At 57.3% G+C, this 22,834-nt stretch carries 24 protein-coding genes; 16 read left to right on the top strand and 8 right to left on the bottom strand.

Translation table 11 applies throughout. From position 1 onward, the window contains the following. On the top strand, positions 1-1,666 hold a 1,666-nt coding region (locus Y5S_RS19860), incomplete at its 5' end, for an InlB B-repeat-containing protein (RefSeq protein WP_035232555.1). Positions 1,667-1,707: 41 nt separating this feature from the next. Next, the gene (locus tag Y5S_RS09835; RefSeq protein ID WP_035232553.1) at positions 1,708-2,346 is read left to right on the top strand and encodes a hypothetical protein; all 639 of its coding nucleotides are present in this window, start codon (positions 1,708-1,710) and stop codon (positions 2,344-2,346) included. A gap of 79 nt (positions 2,347-2,425) precedes the next feature. Here Y5S_RS09835 and Y5S_RS09830 read toward each other — a convergent pair whose 3' ends face one another. Beyond that, a complete protein-coding gene (locus tag Y5S_RS09830) occupies positions 2,426-3,790 on the bottom strand; it encodes a deoxyguanosinetriphosphate triphosphohydrolase (RefSeq protein ID WP_035232549.1) in 1,365 nt (454 codons plus the stop codon). A 118-nt stretch (positions 3,791-3,908) separates the two neighbouring features. Here Y5S_RS09830 and Y5S_RS09825 point away from each other — a divergent pair, with 118 nt between their 5' ends. Beyond that, positions 3,909-4,589, top strand: a complete 681-nt coding sequence (locus Y5S_RS09825; protein WP_035232548.1) for a type 1 glutamine amidotransferase domain-containing protein — start codon at positions 3,909-3,911, stop codon at positions 4,587-4,589. A gap of 34 nt (positions 4,590-4,623) precedes the next feature. After that, entirely contained in the window at positions 4,624-5,100 is a 477-nt protein-coding gene (locus Y5S_RS09820) for a glutathione peroxidase (RefSeq protein ID WP_035232546.1), read from the top strand. Between the two features lie 21 nt (positions 5,101-5,121). On the opposite strand, the gene Y5S_RS19700 is transcribed toward Y5S_RS09820, so the two are convergent. From Y5S_RS19700 to trhA, 5 genes are all read right to left on the bottom strand, one after another. Then, entirely contained in the window at positions 5,122-5,271 is a 150-nt protein-coding gene (locus Y5S_RS19700; RefSeq protein ID WP_156107698.1) for a hypothetical protein, read from the bottom strand. A 160-nt stretch (positions 5,272-5,431) separates the two neighbouring features. Next, positions 5,432-5,857: a YeeE/YedE family protein gene (locus tag Y5S_RS09815; RefSeq protein WP_035232544.1), complete on the bottom strand. Its 426-nt coding sequence runs from the start codon at positions 5,855-5,857 to the stop codon at positions 5,432-5,434. Further along, positions 5,857-6,309, bottom strand: coding sequence for a YeeE/YedE family protein (locus Y5S_RS09810; RefSeq protein ID WP_331280442.1), 453 nt, complete (start codon positions 6,307-6,309; stop codon positions 5,857-5,859). The genes Y5S_RS09815 and Y5S_RS09810 overlap by 1 nt, the downstream gene beginning before the upstream one ends. Further along, the gene (locus Y5S_RS09805; RefSeq protein WP_231552665.1) at positions 6,294-6,629 is read right to left on the bottom strand and encodes an ArsR/SmtB family transcription factor; all 336 of its coding nucleotides are present in this window, start codon (positions 6,627-6,629) and stop codon (positions 6,294-6,296) included. The genes Y5S_RS09810 and Y5S_RS09805 overlap by 16 nt, the downstream gene beginning before the upstream one ends. A gap of 94 nt (positions 6,630-6,723) precedes the next feature. Continuing rightward, the gene (gene trhA, locus Y5S_RS09800; RefSeq protein WP_035232629.1) at positions 6,724-7,395 is read right to left on the bottom strand and encodes a PAQR family membrane homeostasis protein TrhA; all 672 of its coding nucleotides are present in this window, start codon (positions 7,393-7,395) and stop codon (positions 6,724-6,726) included. A gap of 686 nt (positions 7,396-8,081) precedes the next feature. Here trhA and Y5S_RS09795 point away from each other — a divergent pair. From Y5S_RS09795 to Y5S_RS09775, 5 genes are all read left to right on the top strand, one after another. After that, the gene (locus Y5S_RS09795; protein ID WP_035232539.1) at positions 8,082-9,152 is read left to right on the top strand and encodes an efflux RND transporter periplasmic adaptor subunit; all 1,071 of its coding nucleotides are present in this window, start codon (positions 8,082-8,084) and stop codon (positions 9,150-9,152) included. Positions 9,153-9,155: 3 nt separating this feature from the next. Then, positions 9,156-12,224, top strand: coding sequence for an efflux RND transporter permease subunit (locus Y5S_RS09790; RefSeq protein WP_035232537.1), 3,069 nt, complete (start codon positions 9,156-9,158; stop codon positions 12,222-12,224). Positions 12,225-12,541: 317 nt separating this feature from the next. Beyond that, entirely contained in the window at positions 12,542-13,522 is a 981-nt protein-coding gene (locus tag Y5S_RS09785) for a calcium/sodium antiporter (protein ID WP_035232535.1), read from the top strand. Positions 13,523-13,536: 14 nt separating this feature from the next. Further along, entirely contained in the window at positions 13,537-14,643 is a 1,107-nt protein-coding gene (locus tag Y5S_RS09780; RefSeq protein WP_035232532.1) for an AI-2E family transporter, read from the top strand. 2 nt (positions 14,644-14,645) lie between these two features. Then, positions 14,646-15,386: a DUF4397 domain-containing protein gene (locus Y5S_RS09775; protein WP_035232530.1), complete on the top strand. Its 741-nt coding sequence runs from the start codon at positions 14,646-14,648 to the stop codon at positions 15,384-15,386. Between the two features lie 15 nt (positions 15,387-15,401). On the opposite strand, the gene Y5S_RS09770 is transcribed toward Y5S_RS09775, so the two are convergent. After that, positions 15,402-16,301: a LysR family transcriptional regulator gene (locus tag Y5S_RS09770; RefSeq protein ID WP_231552664.1), complete on the bottom strand. Its 900-nt coding sequence runs from the start codon at positions 16,299-16,301 to the stop codon at positions 15,402-15,404. 118 nt (positions 16,302-16,419) lie between these two features. On the opposite strand from Y5S_RS09770, the gene Y5S_RS09765 reads away from it, so the two are divergent. From Y5S_RS09765 to Y5S_RS09755, 3 genes are all read left to right on the top strand, one after another. Beyond that, complete coding sequence (locus Y5S_RS09765) at positions 16,420-17,043, top strand: class I SAM-dependent methyltransferase (RefSeq protein WP_035232527.1); 624 nt, start codon at positions 16,420-16,422, stop codon at positions 17,041-17,043. 56 nt (positions 17,044-17,099) lie between these two features. Further along, entirely contained in the window at positions 17,100-17,858 is a 759-nt protein-coding gene (locus Y5S_RS09760) for a hypothetical protein (protein ID WP_035232526.1), read from the top strand. 137 nt (positions 17,859-17,995) lie between these two features. Then, the gene (locus Y5S_RS09755) at positions 17,996-18,727 is read left to right on the top strand and encodes a DUF4397 domain-containing protein (protein ID WP_156107694.1); all 732 of its coding nucleotides are present in this window, start codon (positions 17,996-17,998) and stop codon (positions 18,725-18,727) included. Positions 18,728-18,730: 3 nt separating this feature from the next. Here Y5S_RS09755 and Y5S_RS09750 read toward each other — a convergent pair whose 3' ends face one another. Beyond that, positions 18,731-19,678, bottom strand: coding sequence for a pirin family protein (locus Y5S_RS09750; RefSeq protein WP_052041504.1), 948 nt, complete (start codon positions 19,676-19,678; stop codon positions 18,731-18,733). Positions 19,679-19,766: 88 nt separating this feature from the next. On the opposite strand from Y5S_RS09750, the gene Y5S_RS09745 reads away from it, so the two are divergent. The 4 genes from Y5S_RS09745 (at position 19,767) to Y5S_RS09730 (ending at position 22,675) form a co-directional block, all read left to right on the top strand. After that, on the top strand, positions 19,767-20,153 hold the full coding sequence (locus tag Y5S_RS09745) for an OsmC family protein (RefSeq protein ID WP_035232626.1): 387 nt from the start codon (positions 19,767-19,769) through the stop codon (positions 20,151-20,153). A gap of 62 nt (positions 20,154-20,215) precedes the next feature. Beyond that, complete coding sequence (gene ppnP / locus Y5S_RS09740) at positions 20,216-20,497, top strand: pyrimidine/purine nucleoside phosphorylase (RefSeq protein ID WP_035232524.1); 282 nt, start codon at positions 20,216-20,218, stop codon at positions 20,495-20,497. A 34-nt stretch (positions 20,498-20,531) separates the two neighbouring features. Further along, the gene (locus Y5S_RS09735; protein ID WP_035232523.1) at positions 20,532-21,431 is read left to right on the top strand and encodes an alpha/beta fold hydrolase; all 900 of its coding nucleotides are present in this window, start codon (positions 20,532-20,534) and stop codon (positions 21,429-21,431) included. A gap of 155 nt (positions 21,432-21,586) precedes the next feature. Beyond that, a complete protein-coding gene (locus Y5S_RS09730; protein WP_035232522.1) occupies positions 21,587-22,675 on the top strand; it encodes a patatin-like phospholipase family protein in 1,089 nt (362 codons plus the stop codon). The last annotated feature ends 159 nt before the right edge of the window (positions 22,676-22,834 follow it).

Below are 22,834 nucleotides of genomic sequence, written 5' to 3'. Positions count from 1 at the left end.
GCTGACCACGGTGCCAAGCACCAGCGGCGATGACTCGGCTGCCAAGCAGTACGCGGCCGTGCTGGGCGGCCTCTCCAACCAGGCACATACCATTAGTTCCGGTACGGATGAGTTTGATACCGTCATGGCCCTGATCGAGGATGCCAGTGACGGCGTGGTAGATGGCAAGAAAAATGGTGGCGATATCACCATCGGTGACAATGCCGGCACGCTGCCTGCTACCAGTGGCAGTGACCTTGTGGATGCCATCAATGCGTATGCGTCCGAGAATGAAGCGCTTGGCGTAACCAGTTACAGCCTCTCCGCCGTCGCAGGAGACAATGGCAGCGTTTCGCCAGCGTCAGTCTCGGTGTTGGGTGGCGCCTCTGCCAACTTCTCAATCACGCCGGCGGAAGGTTACAGCATCGATGAAGTCACAGGCTGTAGCGGTGAGCTGGATGGCACGACGTTTACCACGGATGCCATTCAAGCAACCTGTAGCCTGTCTGTCTCCTTCGCCATTAATGAATATGAAGTGACCACAGCCATGGTCACTGGCGGTGGCCTGCTGCCGGGCTCTGCTTTCGTTGATCATGGCGACAGCACCCAGTTCGAAGTCAGTGTGGATGAAGGTTATGACCTGGTGGGCGTCGAGGGGTGTGGAGGTGATCTTGAGGGCACTACTTACACCACCGGTGTGATTACCGCAGCCTGCACCATCACCCCGACGTTTGCACCGAAGCAGTACGCAGTGACCACCAGTGTGGTGGGTGATGGCAGCTTCGATCCGGATTCTTTGACGGTGGGTCATAACCAGAATGGCTTGCTGACGCTCACTCCGGCAATGGGCTTTATGGTGGACTCGGTTGCGGGCGACACCTGTGAAGTGGTGCCGACGGGGCAGAACGGTGGCTACACCGTTGGCCCGGTGACCGAAGCCTGTCATGTGGAAGCCGTGCTCAGCTTGATGAGCTACACCGTGACCACCCAGGTCACCGGGAACGGCGTGATCTCACAGTCCAGTGCCACCGTGGAGCATGGCACTGCCACCGTGTTTGGTCTGACCCCGGATGAGGGGCATCAGATCGGTACTGTCGGCGGCACCTGTGGCGGTAGCCTGGATGGCAGTAATTACGTCACTGCGGCTATTACCGGGGACTGTACGGTGGCGGTGACCTTCGAAGCTATTGAGTATCAGGTCACCACTATCGCGGATAACGGCAGCTTTACACCGGCCAACCCCATGGTGGATCACGGTCAGACCCAGCAATTCACAGTGACAGCGGATGAGGGCTATGAGCTGACTGGCGTCAGCGGCTGTGGCGGCACCCTGGATGGCAATACCTTCACCACCGGCACCATCACTGCGGCATGTTCTGTCACCGCCACCTTTGCGCAGAAGACCTACACCATCACGGCCAGTGTCGATGGTGAGAACGGCATGATTGTAGGCAGCAATCTGGAAGGGGTCCTGCATGGTGACATTCGTGTGCTGACAGTGACGCCGAATGAAGGCTATGTGGTGAATACCATTTCCGGTTGTGGTGGTGATCTGATCGACGACACCTACACCACCGGCGCAATCACCGCAGATTGCTCCATCAGCGTCAGCTTCGTGGAAGACGGTACCGGTCCGACCGCTGCTGTCTGGGACAATTTCAACTGGGATCAAGCCAACTGGCAGTGAGGCCGTTGGTTAAAGCACAAAACCTATAGAGGGGAAGAGACATGAAAAAAGTAATTCTGACAGGCCTCACCGCTGCTGTGCTGAGTGCCAATGCCATGGCCGCAGAAGTGACCGGCTACACGGCTCCGCAATCGGGTCAGGCGGCGACTGCTGCCGGAGTGGATGCGAACTTTCAGGCGCTGATTACGGCGATCAACGACAACAATACTCGTATTGCCGCTCTTGAAGCTGCAAGCGGCGAGGTGGCGAGTCTGAACGACATTGTGAGCGGGGCTACCTACAAGCTGTACTTCTCAGGTGGCATCATCGAGCTGGATGACGGTGGTGGGGCCAATCTGGAGCGCTTCGGTGGCACCGCCGATCTGACCTTCAACAGTGACGGCTCGCTCAGCGAAACGTTCAGCGAGAGTGGACGCTTCATCAGTCTGGATGCAAACATCTGTGATGAGTCCAGCTGTTCTCACTATGTTGACACCTGGAATGACAATGAAACAGGCGGGGGCTCCTGGTCCGTAACCGGGCAGACGCTCAACGTTACCTGGAGTGACGGTGATTCCGAAGCCTTCATGCTCTCTTCCGATGGCAAGGTCATTACGGCTGGTGGAGGTAACCTGGACGAAGGCGACGGTACCTCCGGGCTGGAGACTTTCGTGGCGGTGGGTGTAAGACTGGCCGACTAAGCTGCGATTATTCAAACGAGTATGAGACGGAAAAACGCCCTGACTTGTCAGGGCGTTTTTCGTTGCAGGGGTGCTGAGACTAATAGCGCGTTTCCGCCATGCCTGAAAACTGCTTGGCCAGATAGGTGGCGTAGTTGTCTGTCATGCCAGCGAGAAAATCCAGCGCGCGCATGATGCACTGATAGATTCGTTCCTGTTCCGGTAGCTGTTCCAGGTTTTCCGGAAAACTGTGTCGGCCGATCAGGTCGATAATGCGTTCGTGACGGTAATTGTTGTATGTGTTTTTCGCGTTGTTACAGGCGTGCGAAACGGCCGCTTCAATCAGTCCGTCAAGTAGCGCCCCCATGACTTCGAAAGCGCCAATTTCCAGTTCAATCTTTCGTGGGTGTTCAAAGACTTTTGAGCGCGCCAGTTGCTTGGCGTTTTCTACTACGTCCCGTACAGCGGGTTCACAGTGGCTGATCAGGTCACCCTCCATACGACCCAGCAACAGTTGCTCGTGATTGGCGACAAACGCTTCCACGCCCGCTTCGATGAAGCGCTCGATAATTTTGCCGCGCAGCAGGGCTGCCTTGCGGCCGTCGCGAAGATCGGAATGAATCAGCTCGCTGACTTCTTTGGTGTCGGGCAATGCCGGTTGCAGAAGGGCGTACACTTCATCCCAGTGCAGCAGATCCATCTCCAGACCATCTTCCAGGTCGATAATGGCGTAGCAGAAGTCGTCGGCGGCCTCCATCAGGTAAGCCAGCGGATGACGGCTGAAGCGGCCCGGAGATTGTTCTATCAGTCCGGTGGCGTTGGCGACTTCCTGAAAAGCGGCAGCTTCCGAGACAAAGGCACTGTACTTGCCCGGTTTGCTGCTGGCGTTTCCAGCATCCGCTGATAGCCAGGGATATTTCAGGAAGGTGGCCAGGGTGGCGTAGGTGAGTCGCATGCCATCGTCGTACTGGTGGTATTCGCTCTTGGTGAGAATACGAAAGCCCTGGGCGTTGCCCTCAAAAAAGGTCAGGTCGCTTTGCTGCTGCGCTGGCAGCATGTCGAGAAAACGTTGGCCTCGTTCCTGAAACCAGGCACGGATAGCGCGCTCGCCGGTATGGCCAAACGGCGGGTTGCCGATGTCGTGGGCGAGACAGGCGGATTGCACAATGTCACCGAAGTCGGTGGCGCTGACACTGTCGGGGAGTAGATGTTGTCGTTGCAGGCGTTCTCCTGCGCGAATGCCCAGCGTTCGTCCTACGCAGGAAACTTCCAGCGAATGCGTCAGACGATTATGAACATGATCATTGGTGGCCAGCGGGTGCACCTGGGTCTTGCGGGCCAGGCGGCGGAACGCACCGGAAAAAATGATTTTGTCGTGGTCGCGGAGAAAAGCGGTACGGCCACTTTCATCCTTCGCATCGCGCCCGCCCAGGCGGGTCTTGTTCAGTAGCTGTTGCCAGTCCATGAAATCCGGTCCAGGGTTGATATTGCCGCTGCAAGTCACCACAGTGAATTCACAACATGTTGCCACGGCTTGTGCTGTGGTGAACAGGCAGCACAACCATCTTGTGTGGGAGGAGAGAATGAATCTGGACAATCCCTTGTTGATGTTGGTGACCAGTGCAGCCCAGATGGGGCAGGGTCAGCAGACAGGGCTGTGGCTGGAAGAATTTGCGCTGCCTTATCTGGCGTTTCGAGCGCAAGGCATTCCTCTGGTCGTTGCCAGCCCGCGGGGAGGCAAGATTCCGGTCGATCCCAATTCGATCCCCGACGATAGTCAGAAAGAGGCCTGGGTGGATGCCATAGCGGCATTGCAGGACACAAAAGCTCTGGAAACCGTTTGGGAAGACGCATTTTCCGGTGTCTTTGTCCCAGGTGGCCATGGTGCCATGTTCGACATGCCCGATAATCCCTTGGTGGCTGCGGTGATGGAACGTACCTGGAGTCGCGGCGGGCTGCTGGCGGCGGTATGCCATGGGCCGGCGGCCTTGGTAGGGCTGCGCAATGAGGACGGTACTCCGCTGGTGCAGAACCGCACGGTAAGTTGCTTTACCAATGAAGAGGAACGCGAAGTCGGGCTCGATGATGTGATGCCATTCTTGTTGGCCTCACGACTGGAAGAGCTTGGGGCACGCCTGGATCTGGCCGACAAGTTCGTTGCGCATACGGTGACGGATGGCAAGCTGGTGACGGGACAGAATCCGCAGTCGAGCGAGGCAGTGGCGCAGGCGGTTATTGCCGCGTTGTCCGAACAATCTCAGTAACCTGGCCCTGGGCCAGAAACGACATGGAGTGACAATGGGGATCTACGAGTTTTCAGCGACTACCCTGAGCGGTGATGAAAAGAGCCTGGCTGAGTTCAAAGGCAAGGTGATGTTGATCGTGAATACTGCCAGTAAATGTGGCTTCACCCCCCAGTTTGAAGGGCTCGAAGGGCTGTATGACGATCTCAAGGATAAGGGCCTGGAGATTCTCGGTTTCCCTTGCAACCAGTTTGGTAAACAGGAACCCGGTGGAGCGGAAGAAATTGGTGCGTTCTGCCAGAAGAACTATGGCGTCAGCTTTACCATGTTCGACAAGATTGATGTGAACGGCGACAACGCCCACCCGCTCTATAACTTCCTGAAAAAGGAAGCGCCGGGCTTGCTGGGCAGCAAGGGTATCAAGTGGAATTTCACCAAGTTCCTGGTCAACAAGGACGGCAAGGTGGTGAAGCGTTATGCGCCCACCGACAAACCTGAGTCCATCAAGAAAGACATCGAAGCTCTGCTGTAAGACGCGGGTAGATCCTGCCTGTTAACGGCTCCCTTCCGGTGTGGAACTGGGGGCCGTTTTGGTTTTGTTTTTCTTGTCTTGATCGTAATGCCACTTGATGGCGAAGAACATGCCCGTGCCAAACACGGCCAGCTTGAAGACAAGGAAAATGATCGGAACCCAATTCAACATGCCGGGGATCTCCAGCCTTTGACGTGACACTACCGCTAGGGAGAGGGCCTGGCGCAACAGGCCACTGGTTCTCTCCATTGATGCCGATAGATTCTAGGCCAGGCCTGCTGTCTTCCACATTGGACATAGTGTCTCAGGACGCCATGTCGTAGTGGACGGATCAATCCGGTTTTTGGCGTTCCAACATTTCAAAGATCACCATTCCGCTGAGCATGGCGGCAACAAATACAACCGCCTTCAGGCTGCCTGTGCCGAGTGCTACCAGCGCCGGGCCAGGGCAGAAACCGGCCAGCCCCCAACCCACGCCAAATCCCAACGCGCCCAGAACCAATCGCTTATCGAGTTTGCGGTTGGTGGGCACCTGAAAGCTGGCGCTGAACAGTGGAGCTTTACGATGGCGGGTCAGATAAAAGCCGATGGCGGACACCGGGATCGCGCCACCCATGACCAGTGCCAGCGATGGGTCCCAATGGCCAGCAATATCCAGAAAGGCGAGTACCTTGGCCGGGTTGGCCATGCCCGCCAGGAGCAGACCGATGCCGAAGATCAGACCAGCGACGAAAGCGGTGATATGGCTGCGCTGCATTACACACCCCCCAACAGATGACGAACGACAAAAACGGTAATGAAGCCACTGGTCATGAACGCCAGGGTGGCCACCAGTGAGCGTGGGGACAGGCGCGACATGCCGCAGACGCCATGGCCACTGGTGCAGCCAGCGCCGTAACGGGTGCTAATGCCCACAATCAGACCGGCGGCGATCAACAGCGGAAAGTCTGCATCAATGATCATCGGCGGGAGGGTGCCAACCAGTGTCCAGGCGACGGGGGCGATGAGCATGCCGAGGATAAAGGCAATGCGCCAGCCGCTATCCATGGGTGCCGGGCGCAGCAGTCCGCCGACGATACCGCTGATGCCGGCGATGCGGCCATTGGTATGCAGCAACCACAGGGCGGCCAGGCCGATCATGCCGCCGCCGGCGAGTGAGGCCCAGGGGGTAAACGCATTCCAGTCAATGCTCATCAGGGGGCTCCGCAGAATTGTTCGTAAAGGGTTTGCAGGATGGCCAGTGCGCGGGCGTCGGCTACGCGATAGAACATGTGTTTGCCGTCCCGCCGGCCTTCAATCAGTCCCTCACGGCGGAGGACGCCGATTTGCTGAGACAGCGAGGGCTGGTGCAGGTCGGTCAGCTCTTCCAGTTCACTGACGCTGCGTTCGGCACCGTCAGCCAGCTGGCACAACAGCATCAGCCGGTCCGGGTGAGACATGGCCTTGAGCATCTGGCTGGCGTCGCGGGCGTTTTGCCGGAGGGCTTCCGCATTGGCCATCAGGGTTGGGTTTTCAATAACGTTATTCATAATAAAATAATGTATATTGTCGCGATGGATCTGGCAAGGGGAAGTGATCAGCTTCTCGAAACTCGAAACTCGGGACTGGCTTCAGGCGTGAAATTCACACCACCGGCGCGGTGAACGGCAGTACCCCGTAGTACATGGCGTAGAAGTGGCAGACGCTGCCGCCGACCACGAATAAATGCCAGATGGCATGGTTGAACGGGATCACCCGATCAGCCAGATAGAAGACCACGCCCACGGTATAGGTGATGCCGCCGGCCAGCACCAACCAGAAGCCGGTGTCGTTGAGCTTGGTGGTCAGTTCGCCGGAGGCAAACAGGATCAGCCAGCCCATGGCCAGATAGATGCCGACGCGCAGCAACTTGAAGCGGTGACCATAAAGCGCTTTCAGGGCAATACCGGTCACTGCCAGCGCCCAGATCACGGCGAACAGAATCCAGCCAGTCTGGCCGCGCAGGTTGACCAGCAAAAAGGGCGTATAGGTGCCTGCAATCAGACCATAGATGGCGCAGTGATCCAGCATCTTGAAGGCGGCCCGGAGTTTTGGGCTGCGGCTGCTGTGGTACAGGGTGCTGGCGCTGTAGAGCAGGATCAGACTGGCACCGAAAATGCTGAAGCCGACAATTTTCCAGGGATCACCCTGCAGGCTGGCTGCGACGATCAACACCACGGTACCGGCGATGCTGAGTGCTGCACCAATACCGTGGGTCAGGCCGTTTAGCCATTCCTCGTGATGGGAATAGGGGGGCTCGTGGGTATCGCTGGCCATGCCGTTCCTCTTTTCACTGATCAGGTTCTGAGCAGGGTTGAATGATTCTGAATGATGCCGAGCCGGCAGAGAGGCTGTAAAGCTGCCAAATCGGACAACTTTACCGGGTGGCAGGTGCCGCGTGCCGACGGATAGGTTGCGCCGATAGCTGGCATAGGGCAATTCCGCTTCATTCATTAATAGAAATTATCTATTGTTGCTTTGCTGTCTAGAGACAGCGTCATGTGCAACCCCACTCGCCAGTCCCCCCTCTGGCGAGTATGCAAACTTCCCCTTGGCCGACGTTGAGTCGGCCTTTTTTTGGTTGATCACTGATTAGCGGGAAGGCGTCTACAGTCCAGTCCCCCGAGAGAAGGTTGCCTGACGCTGGCACCTTAAGCCTCTCCCGTTCCCCGTGCCGCTTTGGTGGGAGCGGCGGTTGCGCCGCGATGAACGCTTTTTGCCCTCTTGATCGTTGCTGCATGCTTTTGTCCACCTGCATAAAAAGTAATCACAGTGTTATGCAAGTAACGCAAGGTCATCGCTTTGTGCCGTTTGCGACCTTTCCGGTGTCGCTTTCGCCGACTGTCCCGAGTAAACAAAGACAGCCGTGCCATAGCAGGCGACAATACAATTCTTGTGCAGACGTTTCGCCGGCGATTTGCGGGCGGTCTTGATGGTGTTGCTATTTTTGTTGGGAGAGCGAGATGCAACAACGTATCTGGGTTTTGCTGGGTTTGTCGCTGGCATTGTGGGGTTGTGGTGAGGAGCCACCGGTCGAGGAGGTACAGGCGCAGCCAGTGAAACTGTATACCGTGGACAGCATGGTGGAAGGGCGCTTGCGCCATTACCCGGGCAAGGTGGTAGCCACCGAGGGCTCAGAGCTGGCATTCCGGGTATCCGGGCAGCTGGAGCAACTGCCGGTGCGAGCCGGGGAAGAAGTCAAGAAAGGGCAGCTGCTGGCGGCTCTGGACCCGGCGGATTTCCGTAACCAGCTGGCGGATCGCCAGGCCCAGTACGATCTGGCCGATAGCCAGTATCAGCGCAGTATCAGTCTGTTTGAACGCGGAGTGATATCCGAAGCCCAGTTCGACGAGATCAAGGCCAAACGTCGCCAGGCACAGGCTGCCCTGAGTCTGGCCCGTGACAACGTGAATTACACCCGACTGAAGGCGCCTTACGCCGGTACCGTAGCCCGCACCTATGTGGAGAACTACCAGTTCTTGCAGGCCAAGGAGCCCATTCTTTACCTGCAGGGCAACAAGGACATTGATATCGAGTTCGCGGTGTCCGAGCGGTTCTTGACCAACATCCGTCAGGATGGCGAGGACTATCAGCCGGAACTGCGCTTTGAAGGCGCTCCGGACAAGGTGTTCAAGGCCAGTTACAAGGAGCACGAAGCCAGCGCGGATGATCGCACCCAGACTTACATCATTACTCTCACCATGGCTAACCCGGAAGGGATTTTCGTACTGCCGGGCATGAGTGTGGATGTGGCCATCGACCTGAGTCAGATCATGCGCAAGGCCACCACCTGGCCGCAGGTGCCGGTGGAGGCGGTGTTCAACAAGGATGATGCCGAGGGTTCCTGGGTGTGGCGTTTCCAGCCGCAGGACAACACCGTGTCTGCCGTGCAGGTCACGCTGGGGCAGGTGGTCGGTGGCGGGGTGGAGATCACTGCCGGGCTGGATGCCGGGGATCGTATCGTCAGTGCCGGGGTGCACCATCTCAAGGAAGGCCAGCAGGTTCGCGAACTGGTGAAAGAGCGGGGCCTGTAAGCGATGAATATTGCCGAGTACAGCGTTCGCCACAAGGTGGTGAGCTGGCTGCTGACGGTGGTGCTGCTGGTAGGTGGGGCGGTGAGCTTTACCCGTCTGGGGCAGCTGGAGGATCCCGAGTTTACCCTCAAGATCGCCATGGTCATCACCCAGTATCCCGGGGCCTCTCCACGGCAGGTGGAAGAGGAAGTGACGCTGCCGGTGGAAGCCGCTATCCAGAGTCTGCCCTATGTGAAAACGGTGACCTCTATTTCCGGCAGTGGCCTGTCCCAGGTGCAGGTGGAAATGAAACCCGAGTACCGTGCCAGTCAACTCAAGCAGATCTGGGACGAACTGCGCCACAAGATGACCGACCTGCAGGGACAATTACCGCCGGGGGCAGGAAGTATTCAGGTGCTGGATGATTTCGGCGATGTGTACGGCATTTTGCTGGCCATCACCGGGGACGGCTACAGCTACGAAGACATGCAGGATTATGCCGACCTGCTGCGTCGCGAGTTGGTGCTGGTGAAGGGTGTCGGCAAGGTGGTGGTGGGAGGCCAGCGTCAGGAACAGGTGCTGGTGGAAATTTCCCGTACCCGGCTGGCGTCCCTGGGGATCAGTCCGGACCGGATCTTTGCCCTGCTGCAGACCCAGAATACCGTGAACCCCGCCGGCAAGGTGAGGGTGGGGGATGAATACATTCGCATCTACCCGACCGGTGAATTCCCCACGGTGCAGGCCATGGGCAGCTTGCTGATTTCCGACCCCGGTGCCGATGAGCTGGTCTACCTGCGTGATGTGGCCACCATCGAACGAGGTTATGCGGAAGTGCCCAGCCACCTCTACCGTTTCAATGGTGGTGCGGCATTGACCCTCGGTATCTCGTTTTCTTCCGGCGTGAACGTGGTGGATGTGGGGGCGCTGGTGGATCAGCGTCTCAAGGAACTGGAATACCAGCGGCCGGTGGGTATGGCGCTGGCCACAGTCTACAACCAGCCCAATGAAGTAGATAACTCGGTCAGTGCCTTCATGCTCAATCTGGGCGAGGCCGTGGCTATCGTGATTGCGGTGTTGCTGGTGTTCATGGGGCTACGCTCAGGCCTGCTCATGGGGGGTGTTCTGCTGCTTACCATTCTGGGCACCTTCATCCTGATGAAGATAATGGCCATCGACCTGCAGCGTATTTCCCTGGGCGCATTGATCATTGCCCTGGGCATGCTTGTAGATAATGCCATCGTGGTCACCGAAGGTATTCTGGTTGGCATGAAGCGGGGGCTCTCCAAACTGGAGGCGGCATCGGAGATTGTCCGCCAGACAGTCTGGCCGCTGCTGGGGGCCACGGTGATTGCCATCATGGCCTTTGCACCTATTGGTCTTTCGGAGGATGCCACCGGGGAGTACACCAACAGCCTGTTCTGGGTATTGCTGATTTCCCTGATGCTGAGCTGGGTCACCGCCATTACTCTGGTGCCCTTCTTTGCCGAACTGTTTTTCAGCGACAAGGATGTTGGTGGGAGCGATGGCGAGGGAGATGACCCCTACAAGGGTCGAATCTTCGTGCTCTACCGTCGCATGCTGGATCGGGCGATTCACCACCGGGTACTGACGCTGTCCGGTATGGCGGTGTTGATGGTGGCGGCGCTGGTGGGCTTTGGTTTCGTCAAGCAGGCTTTTTTCCCGCCGTCCAATACCCCCATGTATCTGGTGGATTACTGGCTACCCCAAGGCAGTGATATCCGGGCAACCCGGGAGTCGGTGGCAAGGCTGGAAGCGTCGTTGCTGGACATGGACAGCGTGACCCAGGTGACCACCACCATCGGCCGCGGTGCAGAGCGCTTTATGCTGCCTTATGCGCCGGAGAAAAGTTACCCAAGTTACGGTCAGCTGATTGTGCAGGTGCGAGACCGCGAGCAGATTGATGCTGCCCTTGCAGATACCCGCACCCTGATTCGTGAGCAGCACCTGCAGGCCTTTGCCAAGGTGAAACGCTTGATGATCGGTCCCAGTCCGGCGGCCTCCATCGAAGCCCGCTTCAGCGGGCCTGACCCGGCCACACTTCGTGAACTGGGCTTGCAGGCTGAAGCGATCATGGTGGCGGATGGCGCACTGGAAAGTATTCGCCATGACTGGCGGCAGCAGGAAAAGGTAATCCGTCCGCAGTTCCAGGAGGCCCAGGCCCGGCGTGCCGGCATCAGCCGTGAGGATTTGGACAACACGCTGGCGCTGAACTTCAGTGGTCGTACGGTAGGGTTGTACCGCGATGGCAGCAAGCTGCTGCCCATTGTGGCCCGCCCCCCGGATGATGAACGACTCAGTGCCAACAACCTCAACGACGTGCAGGTCTGGTCGCCGGTATACGCCACCTATATTCCTATTAGCCAGGTGGTGTCGGACTTTTCCACCGAGTGGGAAAACGCCTTGATCATGCGCCGGGATCGCAAGCGGACCCTTACCGTGCAAGCGGAGCCCGATGTGCTCGGTGATGAGACCGCCGACCATGTGTTGCGCCGGATTCGCCCGCAGATTGAGGCACTGGAATTACCGCCGGGTTACGCGCTGACCTGGGGCGGGGAATACGAAGCCTCCCGCGATGCACAGGCAGCGGTATTCGGCAGCTTGCCTCTGGGTTATCTGTTCATGTTCATCATCACCATGCTGCTGTTCAATTCCTTGCGTCTGCCGTTGGTGATCTGGGCCACGGTGCCATTGGCGGTCATTGGGGTGACACTGGGGCTGCTATTACTCAACGCGCCGTTTGGCTTCATGGCCTTGCTTGGTTTCCTGAGCTTGTCCGGCATGTTGGTGAAGAACGGTATTGTGCTGGTGGAGCAGATCAAGCTGGAGATGACCGAGCGGGAACCGCTGGATGCGGTGGTGCATGCGTCAGTGTCACGGGTGCGTCCGGTGTGCATGGCGGCGATTACTACCGTGTTGGGTATGGTGCCGTTGCTGTTTGATGCCTTCTTCGAGTCCATGGCGGTGGTGATCATGTTCGGCCTCGGCTTTGCCACCATCCTGACGTTGGTGGTGGTGCCGGTGTTGTACACCTTGGCGTATGGGATCAAGGCCCGTGAGGGGGAGGCGGTTTAGGGGCGACAGATTACGAGGTACGAGTTGCGAGTCCGAAGATCAAGGTCAAGCCATCGTTTAATCACCTGTGGGAGCTTGCCTGCAAGCGATGGGGAATGGATCAAGGCTTCATCGCTTGCAGGCAAGCTCCCACCGCCGGGCAGTCATGCTGCCATGTTTTGATCTTCGCAACTCGCAACTCGTACCTCGCCCTGCCTTCATTAGTGTGCAGTGTCTTTGCTGCGCCTTGTCGCTCGTAGCTGGTGCTTATGCCTCCCCTCTCTGCCACAATGTGGCCCGCCTGATCCTGATTTTCTCGAGAGCCCAAAGGAGTACCGATGTTGCTGGCCATTGCTGCCGTAATTGGCGGATTGATTCTGCTGGTGTGGAGTGCGGACAAGTTTGTGGATGGTGCCGCCGGCACGGCGGCCCATGCGGGGATGCCGCCACTGCTAATTGGTATGTTGATCGTGGGCTTCGGCACCTCCGCGCCGGAGATGGTGGTGTCGGCGCTGGCGGCGATGGAGGGCAACCCTTCCCTGGCGCTGGGGAATGCCTACGGTTCCAATATTTCCAATATCGCCCTGATCCTGGGTGTGGTGGCAGTGATCAGCCCGATCGCCATCAACTCTGCGGTGTTGCGCAAGGAGCTGCCGGTACTGACCGTGATCACCCTGCTGGCAGGTTACCAACTGATTGATGGCCATATCTCTCGGCTGGACGCCTGGATTCTTATCGGCCTGCTGGCGGCGCTGATGGGGTGGTCAGTCTATGCGGCCATGAGCGGCAAGGGGGATGTGCTGGGCGGTGAAGTGGAAACCGATTTGGCCGAGCACCCACTGCCCCTGAAGGCGTCCTTGTTCTGGCTGGTGGTCGGACTGATCCTGCTGGTGGTCAGCTCCCGGGCGCTGGTATGGGGCGCGGTGTTCATTGCCCAGTCGCTGGGGGTCAGCGACCTGATCATTGGTCTCACCATTGTGGCCATCGGCACGTCGCTGCCGGAACTGGCCTCCAGCATCGCGGCGGTACGCAAGAACGAGCACGATATCGCTTTTGGCAACGTGATAGGCTCGAACCTGTTCAATACGCTGGCCGTGGTCGGTATTGCCGGCGCCATCAGCCCCATGGCGGTGGAGCAGGATGTGCTGCTGCGCGACTGGTCCTTGATGACCGGGCTGACCCTGGTGTTGTTCGTCATGGGCTACGGTCTGTGGGGGCGCAAGGGGCAGGTGACGCGGGCCAATGGCATTGGCCTGTTGATTGTCTACGTGGCTTATATGGCGTATCTGGGCAGCACTGTCATCAAGGCTGCAGTCTGAGGGAAGAGAACCGTATGGATACAGGGAAGTCGGAAACGCTGGAGCAGCGTGCCTTTTTACTCACGCTGGTGGGTGTCAGCCTGGTCTTCGCCATGCTGCTGCAGCCATTCTGGGCACCGGTGTTCTGGGCCTGCGCCATTAGCGTGATTTTCTACCCGTTCCAAAAGCGCTTGCTGGCGCGCTGGCCCAATCGCCGCAATCTGGTCGCGCTGCTGACGCTGACGCTGTGTATTGTGCTGGTGATTATTCCGGTGCTGTTTGTGGCCACTTCTTTCGTGACGGAAGGGGTCGGGCTGTTTCAGAAGGTGCAGAGCGGCGAGATCAATCTGGCCGAATACGTAGACAAGATCAAACACGCTTTTCCCGGTATCCAGTCTCTCGCGGAACGATTCGATATCGATCTGGAGCGGATCAAGGCGCAGGCAGTACAGGCCTTTACCGGGGCCGGCCAGTTTCTGGCCAAGCGGGCACTGGCTGTAGGGCAGAATACCTTCCAGTTTTTCCTCAATTTGGGGCTGATGCTGTACCTGGCTTTCTTCCTGATCCGCGATGGGGATAGCATGATCGCCATGCTGATCCGCGCGCTGCCGCTGGGTGATGAACGCGAAAAATTGCTGTTCGCAAAATTTGCCGAAGTCACACGAGCCACTATCAAGGGCAATCTTGTGGTGGCGATTACTCAGGGGGCGCTGGGTGGCCTGATCTTCTGGATCCTGGATATCCCCGGTGCAATGCTGTGGGGTGTGGTGATGGCGGTGCTGTCGCTGATCCCAGCGGTGGGTGCAGGACTGATCTGGCTACCGGTGGCCGTTTACCTCTATGCCGTGGGTGATATGGTAGAGGCGACGGTGTTGTTGCTTTACGGCATTTTCATCATTGGTCTGGTAGATAATATCTTGCGGCCCATTCTGGTGGGCCGGGATACCAAGTTACCGGATTATGTGGTGCTGTTTTCTACCCTGGGCGGCCTGGCCATGTTCGGTATCACCGGCTTTGCGCTGGGGCCGTTGCTGGCGGCGTTGTTTGTAGCCTTCTGGGGCATCTTTATCCGTGAATTCAACGAGAGTGAACCTGCCGCGCTGCTGGAGCAGCCCGAAGAGGCCAGCTCCGGGAGTGATTGACCATGGTGTTTCTGCGCATGGTATTGGCAGCGTCCATCGCTGGTTTATCGGCCTTTGGTTGTGATGAGGATGAGGACGGAGGGCTGTTTTCTGACAGTACCCGGCTGTATTTCCACAATCAATTGACGCAAACCACGGGTGGCAGCAGCAGCGATGTCAGTGTGGATCTGTTCGTGGATGACATGAATTCGGCACTGCTGAGCGATCGTGGCTACACCGAAACCGGCAGCGTCAGCAGTCAGTCTATTGAGCTGGATGACGAAAGCGAGAGTATCGCCTTCGATGTCCGAGGTGCCGGTTCAGGTAGCACCCTTATCAATGGTCCGGTAAATCGTACCCTCACGGCGGGGGATCGCTACACCGTAGTGATGATGGGCGACACTACCCTCGATAACCGCGAGCTAAAAACGTTCCGTTATCAGGATGTGGATGTTGCTAGCGGCCAGATCCGTGTTCGCTTTATCAATACCCTTTCAAGACTGAATGGCGATGAACTGAGTGTCACCTTGCCCGGCGGCACCCAGCAGCTGGTATCTGGCCTGGAATATGCGATGGGGAGTAATTACGTTTCCCTGTCCGCGGGCAGTTCGCTACAGGTCGATGTGAACAATCAGACCCAGGGTGTCTTGATTGATCAGGTCAGCTGCAATGTCAGCAGTGGCCGCAGCTATGATGCCATTATCGCCTACACCCGCTTTGATAGTGCTGACGACCAGATTGCGATTTATTGCCAGCCGTTCTAGTTGATTGCGGTTGGCTTAATACAGCGATGCGGCGTCGGTGAAGTGCCGGCCAACTTCGTTGGCGAGAAAATCGAAAACTGTGCGCACCCTCAGGTTCGTTCTCAGTTCACGGTGAGCAACGAGCCAGACATCCCCACGGAATAATGTGTCTGCCAGTACTCGTCTGACCAAGGGCTCTGTACTTGCCAGTTCGACCGGCATCACCCCTATCCCCATACCCTGTTTCACCATTTCCCACTGAACCACATGGCTGTCGACCCTGGCGGCAAAGTTGTGATCTTGAAGTGCTATCCCATGGGCGCCAAGGGCGTTGATAAACGCTTCGTTTGCAGAAGCAAAACCGATAAAGCGGGCCTGGGTCAGCGCTTCGGGTGTTGTCGCAGCATCAAGGCCTGCCAGATAGTCAGGCGTTGCGTAGAGCGCGGCGGCGAATTCTCCCAGTTTTCTGGCAATCAGGTTTGGCTCTGTGGGGCGAAAGTTGCGAATGGCAATGTCTGCCTCCCGGCGGCGAAGGTCACTGGCGCTGTTGGATGCAACCAGGCAGACCTGTATGCCGGGGTAGGTCCGCCGCAGCTTTTGCAGAATTGGAGGCAGGATATAGGCGGCGGTCACCTCCGAAGCTGAAATGGTTATCTCTCCCTCGATGGAAGTCGCGCGTCCTGTGGCGGCCAGTGACAGGCTGCTGGCGGCTTCTCCCATGGCTTGTACATAAACAAGCAGATCCAGGCCGGTTGGGGTCAGGGTCAGCCCTCTGCCAACCCGTTCAAACAAGGCGGTTCCCAGTTCTTCTTCAAGGGCGGTGACTTGCCGACTTAGTGTGGGTTGCGACATGCCCAACGCGAGAGCGGCGGCAGACAATGATCCTTCTTCTGCAGTGACAAGGAATGCCCGAGCCCGGTTCCAGTCGAATTTCATGGTTCGCCAATTCATACGAATATGCATACCTAAAATGCAATATAGGGGATTTTGTAATTTATATGAATAAATAAACTGCGTGAATCTTTATCGGATTTTGGCGAGCGGGAGAAGCCTGGTGGATTCATCGGTGGAATTCTGGAACAGGACAGCAGAGCGTTATGCGCGGCGCACAATAGCCGATCAGGAGGCCTATCAAAGAAAGTTGGCTCTGACTCGTAGCTTCCTCGGGCCGGAAATAGATGTTCTGGAGTTTGGTTGCGGAACCGGTTCCACAGCGTTGCTACATGCTCCTTACGTTAATCGCTATCTGGCTATCGATACGTCATCAAAGATGATTGAGATTGCGCGATCAAAGTGGGTCTCAGAGCCGGTCGAGCAGCTCACTTTTGAGGTGGCAACGCTGGATAGCCTGAAAGGGAAGCCGAGGCAGTTTGATGTGGTCCTGGGTCTGAATGTTCTGCACCTCGTGCCCGATCCTGCGACCACGATCCAGGAGATATTTGGTCTTCTCAAATCTGGCGGAGTTTTCATCAGCAGCACTGTGTGCATGAAAGATACACGCCCCTGCTTAAAACCCGTGGCTGCGGCTGCCCACTTCCTCGGGATAACGCCGTTCGTCCATTTTCTTTCACGTGAAAGCCTTGAACGAAGTCATCGGTATGCCGGGTTCTCGTTGGTGTATCGATGGGTGCCCGAAAGCAGCCTGGATACGTACTTCCTGATCGCCATCAAGCGGTAATGAGCGCTATGCCTGAGGAATGCAATTGAGAAAAGGGATTCAAACGAGGAGTTAAAATGAAAAGAGTAATGATGGTGTGGTGTGTATTGGTCCTGACTGCCTGTGGTGGTGGGGGAGGATCAAATAGCGACGATAGCCCTGCCTCCAGCAACGAGGCAAAAGGGGTGTATCGGGGGGCAACGGATACGGGGAGAACCCTGCTGGCGGTAGTGCTGGATAGCGGAGAGAGTTACTTTTTTCTTGGTGCCGAGGGTGGTGGATACGATGCTGTTGAAGGTCTGGTCCACGGTGTGGCCACGGCTGCACGGGGTAGCTTGAGTATTGCTCCGGCCCGACGCTTTTATCTGGATGGTGATGGCGAGCCTGTGCTGGCTGTCAGTGTTGAGGCGACGTATGTGCAAGGACAGTACCTGACAGGGCAGGTAGTCGATGATCAGGGGGAAGCAATGGGGTTTACGTCGGCGCCTGATGGCGACGTGGTGGCAAATCTTGATGACCTGGAGGGGGTTTATGCGGGAGGTTTTGACACCGTTGCAGGTACGCAATTTACCACCATTGAGGTGGGAGCGGATGGCGCACTGACGGGACGGGTTTCCGTTGAAGCATACTGCTCTTTTTCCGGTGCGGTGGTGCCGAAGGCAGAAGGCATGGCGTTCAATCTATCGATCAGCTTCGATGATCCCGACTGCTTGTATGACGGGCAAACACTGGGCGGGATTCTCTTCCATGATAGGGAGAATGAAAGAATCTATATTGCTGCGCTGAAGAGTGACAGAAGTGCAGGGGTGTTCTTTTATGGCGGTTATCCAAGGTGATTTCGTCTGTTAAAAAGTAATGTGGAACTTTCGTGCAATTATATGGCCTACCTGAGAACTGATTCCAGATGGTGGTCGATGGCCATGTTTATCATGGCCTTTTGCGTTTTTAGTGAGGTGTTATGCGCGGTTGGGGAATGTTGGTTGTTATCAGTAGCGTTGTGCTAACGGGCTGCGGTGGTAGTGACGATGATGACAGCGATGACTTGTTTCGAGAAAGAACGGGGATCTATTTTCATAATCAGCTCACGGATTATAGCGGGAGTGGAACAGAAGATACTGATACTCGCGTCGACGTGATCATACGTAATAATTTGTCAGACCCCCTGTTTGAAGATCACCAGTATTCCACAACACAACAGGGCGGAATGGCCTTTAAGCTTGATAGTGATACTGAGACGGTGTTGTTTGACGTGAATACGGATGTCACGACCGTGGTAGATGACAAGGGGCTCACGCTTGCTGCGGGTGCAAATTATACGCTGGTATTGATGGGTAAACTGGCGGGTGCTGGTGAACAGATTCCAAACCTGAAGTCCTTCAGGCAGGTTGCCGTGTCCGTGCCGTCCAATCAGGTCAGGGTCCGTTTTATCCATGCTCTGTCAGATCAAAGCGGTCAAACCATTAGCATTGCCCTCAAAGGTAGCAGCGTGGCAAACAATCTGCCTTACGGTGCGGTCAGCAGCTACGTGACAGGGACGCCGGTAGTGGCGACACAGCTCGATGCGGAAGTCAAAGTTGGTGCGGCAGCGGCGATAACCCGCAGCTGCGATATCGAGTTGGGCAAAAGTTACGATGCCATCATTACTCACCCTGCGCCGGACAGCACTGGAGTGGCTCTTTTCTGCCAGCAGGTTGCTTCCTCCTGACAGCTACTTCAAACGAACTTGCGGATCCAGGGTTGGCGCGCTAAGCGGTTTGCCCTGGTAAGCCGCTACGTCGCCGAAGCGATTGTTTGGCCAGCGATTCCAGTCGGCCAGTGCCTGTTCCAGACGCTCCTGGTCCCGGCCGACAAAATTCCACCACAGCAGCACGGGTTGATGCAGGGGCTCGCCGCCCAGTAGCATCACCCGGCTGCCCGGTTCCAGAGTGAGGCTAAGTTGTTCGCGGCCTTGTCCCAGGTAATACAGTTCGCCCACATCCAGCATGCGCCCTTCCAGGTTGGCACTGCCTTCATTGATGCACAGTCCCAGTTCGAAGCTGGCAGGTACCGGCAGGGTCAGGCTGCCACCTTCAGGGGCTTGGATGTCTGCTCCGACCAGCGCCGAAAACACCTTTGCGGGAGACGCTTGCCCGGCCAGTTCTCCGACCACCAGCGTGATGTGGATGCCGTCCTGTTCCCATTGAGGCAGGTCCGTGTGGTGGGCAAAAGCCGGTTCGGTATCTTCGTGCTCGGCTGGCAGAGCAATCCAGAATTGCAGACCGTGCATGGGCCCACTGAACCCCGGCGGGCTTTCCTCGGAATGGCAGATGCCATGCCCTGCGGTCATCAGGTTGAGCTGGCCGGGTTCAATCACCTGTTGGTAGCCCAGACTGTCCTTGTGCAGCAGTGCACCTTCAAATAGCCAGGTAACCGTTTGCAGGCCGGTGTGAGGGTGGGTGCCCACGTCTACCGCATTTTCTTCGCTCAATGACGTGGGGCCGATATGATCCAGAAAACACCAGGGGCCGATGAGACGCTGATCGCGGCTGGGTAGGTGGCGAATGATCGGCAGGCCGCTGCCGAGAATGCTCTTGCGTGATGTTACCGGCCTGAGAGTGGGTTCGCCTGCCTGATTGGGGCATTCCACCAGTTCGCCATTGTCATTGAGGTTGCTCATGGCCGTCTCCGTGGCATAGTCCAATAGTGAAGAATGATGGTGCGCCCTCAGTATGGTGTGCCCCACTGACAAAGAAAAGGACGGTGCCATGGCAAGGGTTGAGGTATTGGGTAGATATCATTATCAGCAGGATATTCAGGTGCGGCAGCATTGCCTCAAGGCGGATGAAGGTGAGTCCATGGGGGGGCAGGATCAGGGGCCAAATCCCTACGAGTTGTTGCTGTCCGGGCTGGGGGCGTGCACCTCGATTACCCTGCGCATGTATGCGGAAAAGAAAGGCTGGGAGCTGGGTGAAATCCATGTGGGGCTGCATTTCTATCGTGATGATCAAGGGGGCGAGCATATTGATCGAACGTTAACCTGCAGTGCTGAGCTTGGTGATGAGCAGCGCCAGCGATTACTGGAGATTGCAGCGAAGACGCCTGTGACGCGAACGGTGCGCCAGGGGACACCCATCGAGACAGAGTGGAAATAAGCGGCAGGAAAGGCCGGCTTTTGGCATACTCGCGCCTCCATTGATTCAGCGGAGGCCCTTGTATGTTCAAGGTCAACGAATACTTCGATGCCAAAGTGGCATCCATTGCTTTCCAAACCGAAACCAAGCCAGCCACCGTGGGTGTGATGGCGCCGGGTGACTATGAGTTCGGCACCAGCGAGCACGAAACCATGACCGTGGTGAGTGGTGCGCTGACGATCAAGTTGCCGGGCGCTGCCGATTGGCAGACTTTTGCTGCCGGTGAGTCCTTTGAAGTGGAAGCCAACAGCAAGTTTCAGGTAAAGGTAGAAGTGGAAACGGCCTACCTGTGCCTGTATGGCTGATTTGCTAAAACTGTTGGAATAACAAGGGGGTAGGATGCCGTTCTTCCCGGTCAGGGATGGCCAGTTTCTGCATGTTCGAACCGTCGGGCGTGGCCAGCCGGTATTGATGCTCCATGGCCTTGGCATGCAGGGTCGTGACTGGCTCCCCTTTGTGCTGCCCTTTGCCCGGCAGTTCCAGTTTTATCTTCCTGATCTGCGCGGTGCAGGAAACTCCGGCAAGGTGCGCTTTAATCAGGCGGATGTTTTCCATAATCACATGGAAGACATGGAAGATCTGGTGAGTTACTTCGGGCTGGAACGCTGCTATCTGGTGGGGTACTCCCTGGGGGCGACGACCAGCCTGCATTGGCAGGCATTTGGTGATTTTTCTCCTTTTTCCCGCTATCTGCATGTGGATCAGTCGCCCTGCACCACTAACCAGGACGACTGGATCCACGGTCTGTTCGGCGAGCGGCAACCCCATTTCTTTGACCAGCTGCGCAGCTTGCTTTCCTTGCTGGAGGGCGCGCCAGAGCAGGGCAAGGTGGTCAATCTGGCGGTGGGGCTACGTGAACGCGTGCTGCAGGGGCTGGTGGATATCATGGCGCAGATTTCCGGTAACGAAAGGTTGAAGCAGGCGTTTGATGCCAGTTCTCGCTGGGCCGGATTGTGGGCCCGTTTGCTGCCGGTTTCCGATGTGTCTGATCTGCGCGCCTATCTCAGTGCGTATCTGGATGGTGCCCATGACTACCGTGAAAGCGCCCGAGCTTTCCCGGTACCCACCACGGTGCTGACGGGGGCGTTGTCGCCACTTTATCCCGCTGAAGGACAGGCCGCGTTTGCCAGCCTGGCCGGTGCGAACCATGTGGTGTTGCCACGTGCCGGGCATGTGCCGCTGATGAGTCAGCCATTGGAGTTCACCCGTGTGCTGGGGCGTTTTTTGAAAGAAGATTAGCGCCGGACGCTCAACAGGCGTCATCCCGGTAGTGTTAACAGGCCCGTGGGCATCCTCCCGTCGTGAAGCACCCGATCACCGACGTCTCTGCAGTTTTTCTTCATGCATTCAATGGTTAACATGCCAATCCTGACTTGAGAGTGTGGGAGAGCAGGGTGGTTGCCATTCATACGTCGTCACCGGCGCTGACTATTCGTGCGGGGCGCGATGCCATTGCCCATCTACGTGAGCATGGTTTACAGCCGGAGCATGTGGATATCATCCCCGGGGCGGCGGGCGGACCGAAAGCGTTGGGTATTCTCGGTCTGGACCGGGCCGTGTTTGGCGACTTTCTTCCTCGCGCTCCTCGCCCTCGCACCCTGATCGGTGCCTCGATCGGTAGCTGGCGGTTTGCGGCGATCAGCATGTCGACGGACCCGGTGGCGGGCCTGCGTCAACTGGCCGAGATTTATACCCGACAACGTTTTGATGGCCGTCATTCCCCGGCCCAGGTATCCGAGCAGTGTGCCCTTATGCTGGAGGAGCTGATTGGGGACCGGGATGACCATATTCTCAATCACCCCCATTACCGTCTGGCCATCGTGGTGATTCGCAGCCGGGGGCTGATGGCTCGTGAGGATGGATTGGGCTTGGGAGCAGGGTTGGCGGGGCTGATTGGCTCCAACCTGTTCAGTCGCAAGGCGTCGCGACTTTTTATGGAGCGCGGGCTGGTGTATCCAGCGGGTGATGCTTTGCCGCTGCATGAGCTCAACGATTTCACCTCTCACGATATTCCCCTCGGGCCCGACAATCTGCGTGCCGCATTGCTTGCCAGTGCGGCCATCCCCATGGTGTTGGCAGGGGTGGTTGATCTGCCGGGTGCTCCAGAAGGGGTATATCGTGATGGTGGCCTGCTCGACTACCATCTGGATCTGCCTTATCGCAGCGAAGGCATCGTGCTGTATCCCCATTTCACCGACCGTGTCATCCCCGGCTGGTTTGACAAGCCATTGCGTTGGCGCAACGGCGATCCGCAGAAGCTCAGCCGTACGCTGCTGGTGTCGCCTTCTGCTGAGTACCTTCAAACACTGCCCAACCGCAAGCTTCCCGACCGGCGCGACTTCAAGCAGTTCATGAATGACGACGCTGCTCGCGAAGCCAGCTGGCGCAAGGCCATGGCGGAAAGTGAGCGGCTCGGAGATGAATTCCTGGAGCTGGTGGAAACGGGGAAATGGACTGAAAGGCTAAAGGCAATTAACAGTTAATAGTGAACAGTGAACAGTTGCGCGACCATCGCTGGCGCCAGATTCAGGCCTGGCAGCCCGCGCCCAACCGTGACGCGCGGCCTCAGAAGTTGAAACCCCACAAGACAATCGCGCGCGCTGTTCACTATTCACTGTTAACTGTTCACTGAACCCCTGCTA

It is taken from the genome of Alcanivorax nanhaiticus, assembly GCF_000756665.1.
Classification (GTDB): Bacteria; Pseudomonadota; Gammaproteobacteria; order Pseudomonadales; family Alcanivoracaceae; genus Alcanivorax; species Alcanivorax nanhaiticus.
This window is presented reverse-complemented; position numbering and strand designations above follow the sequence as displayed.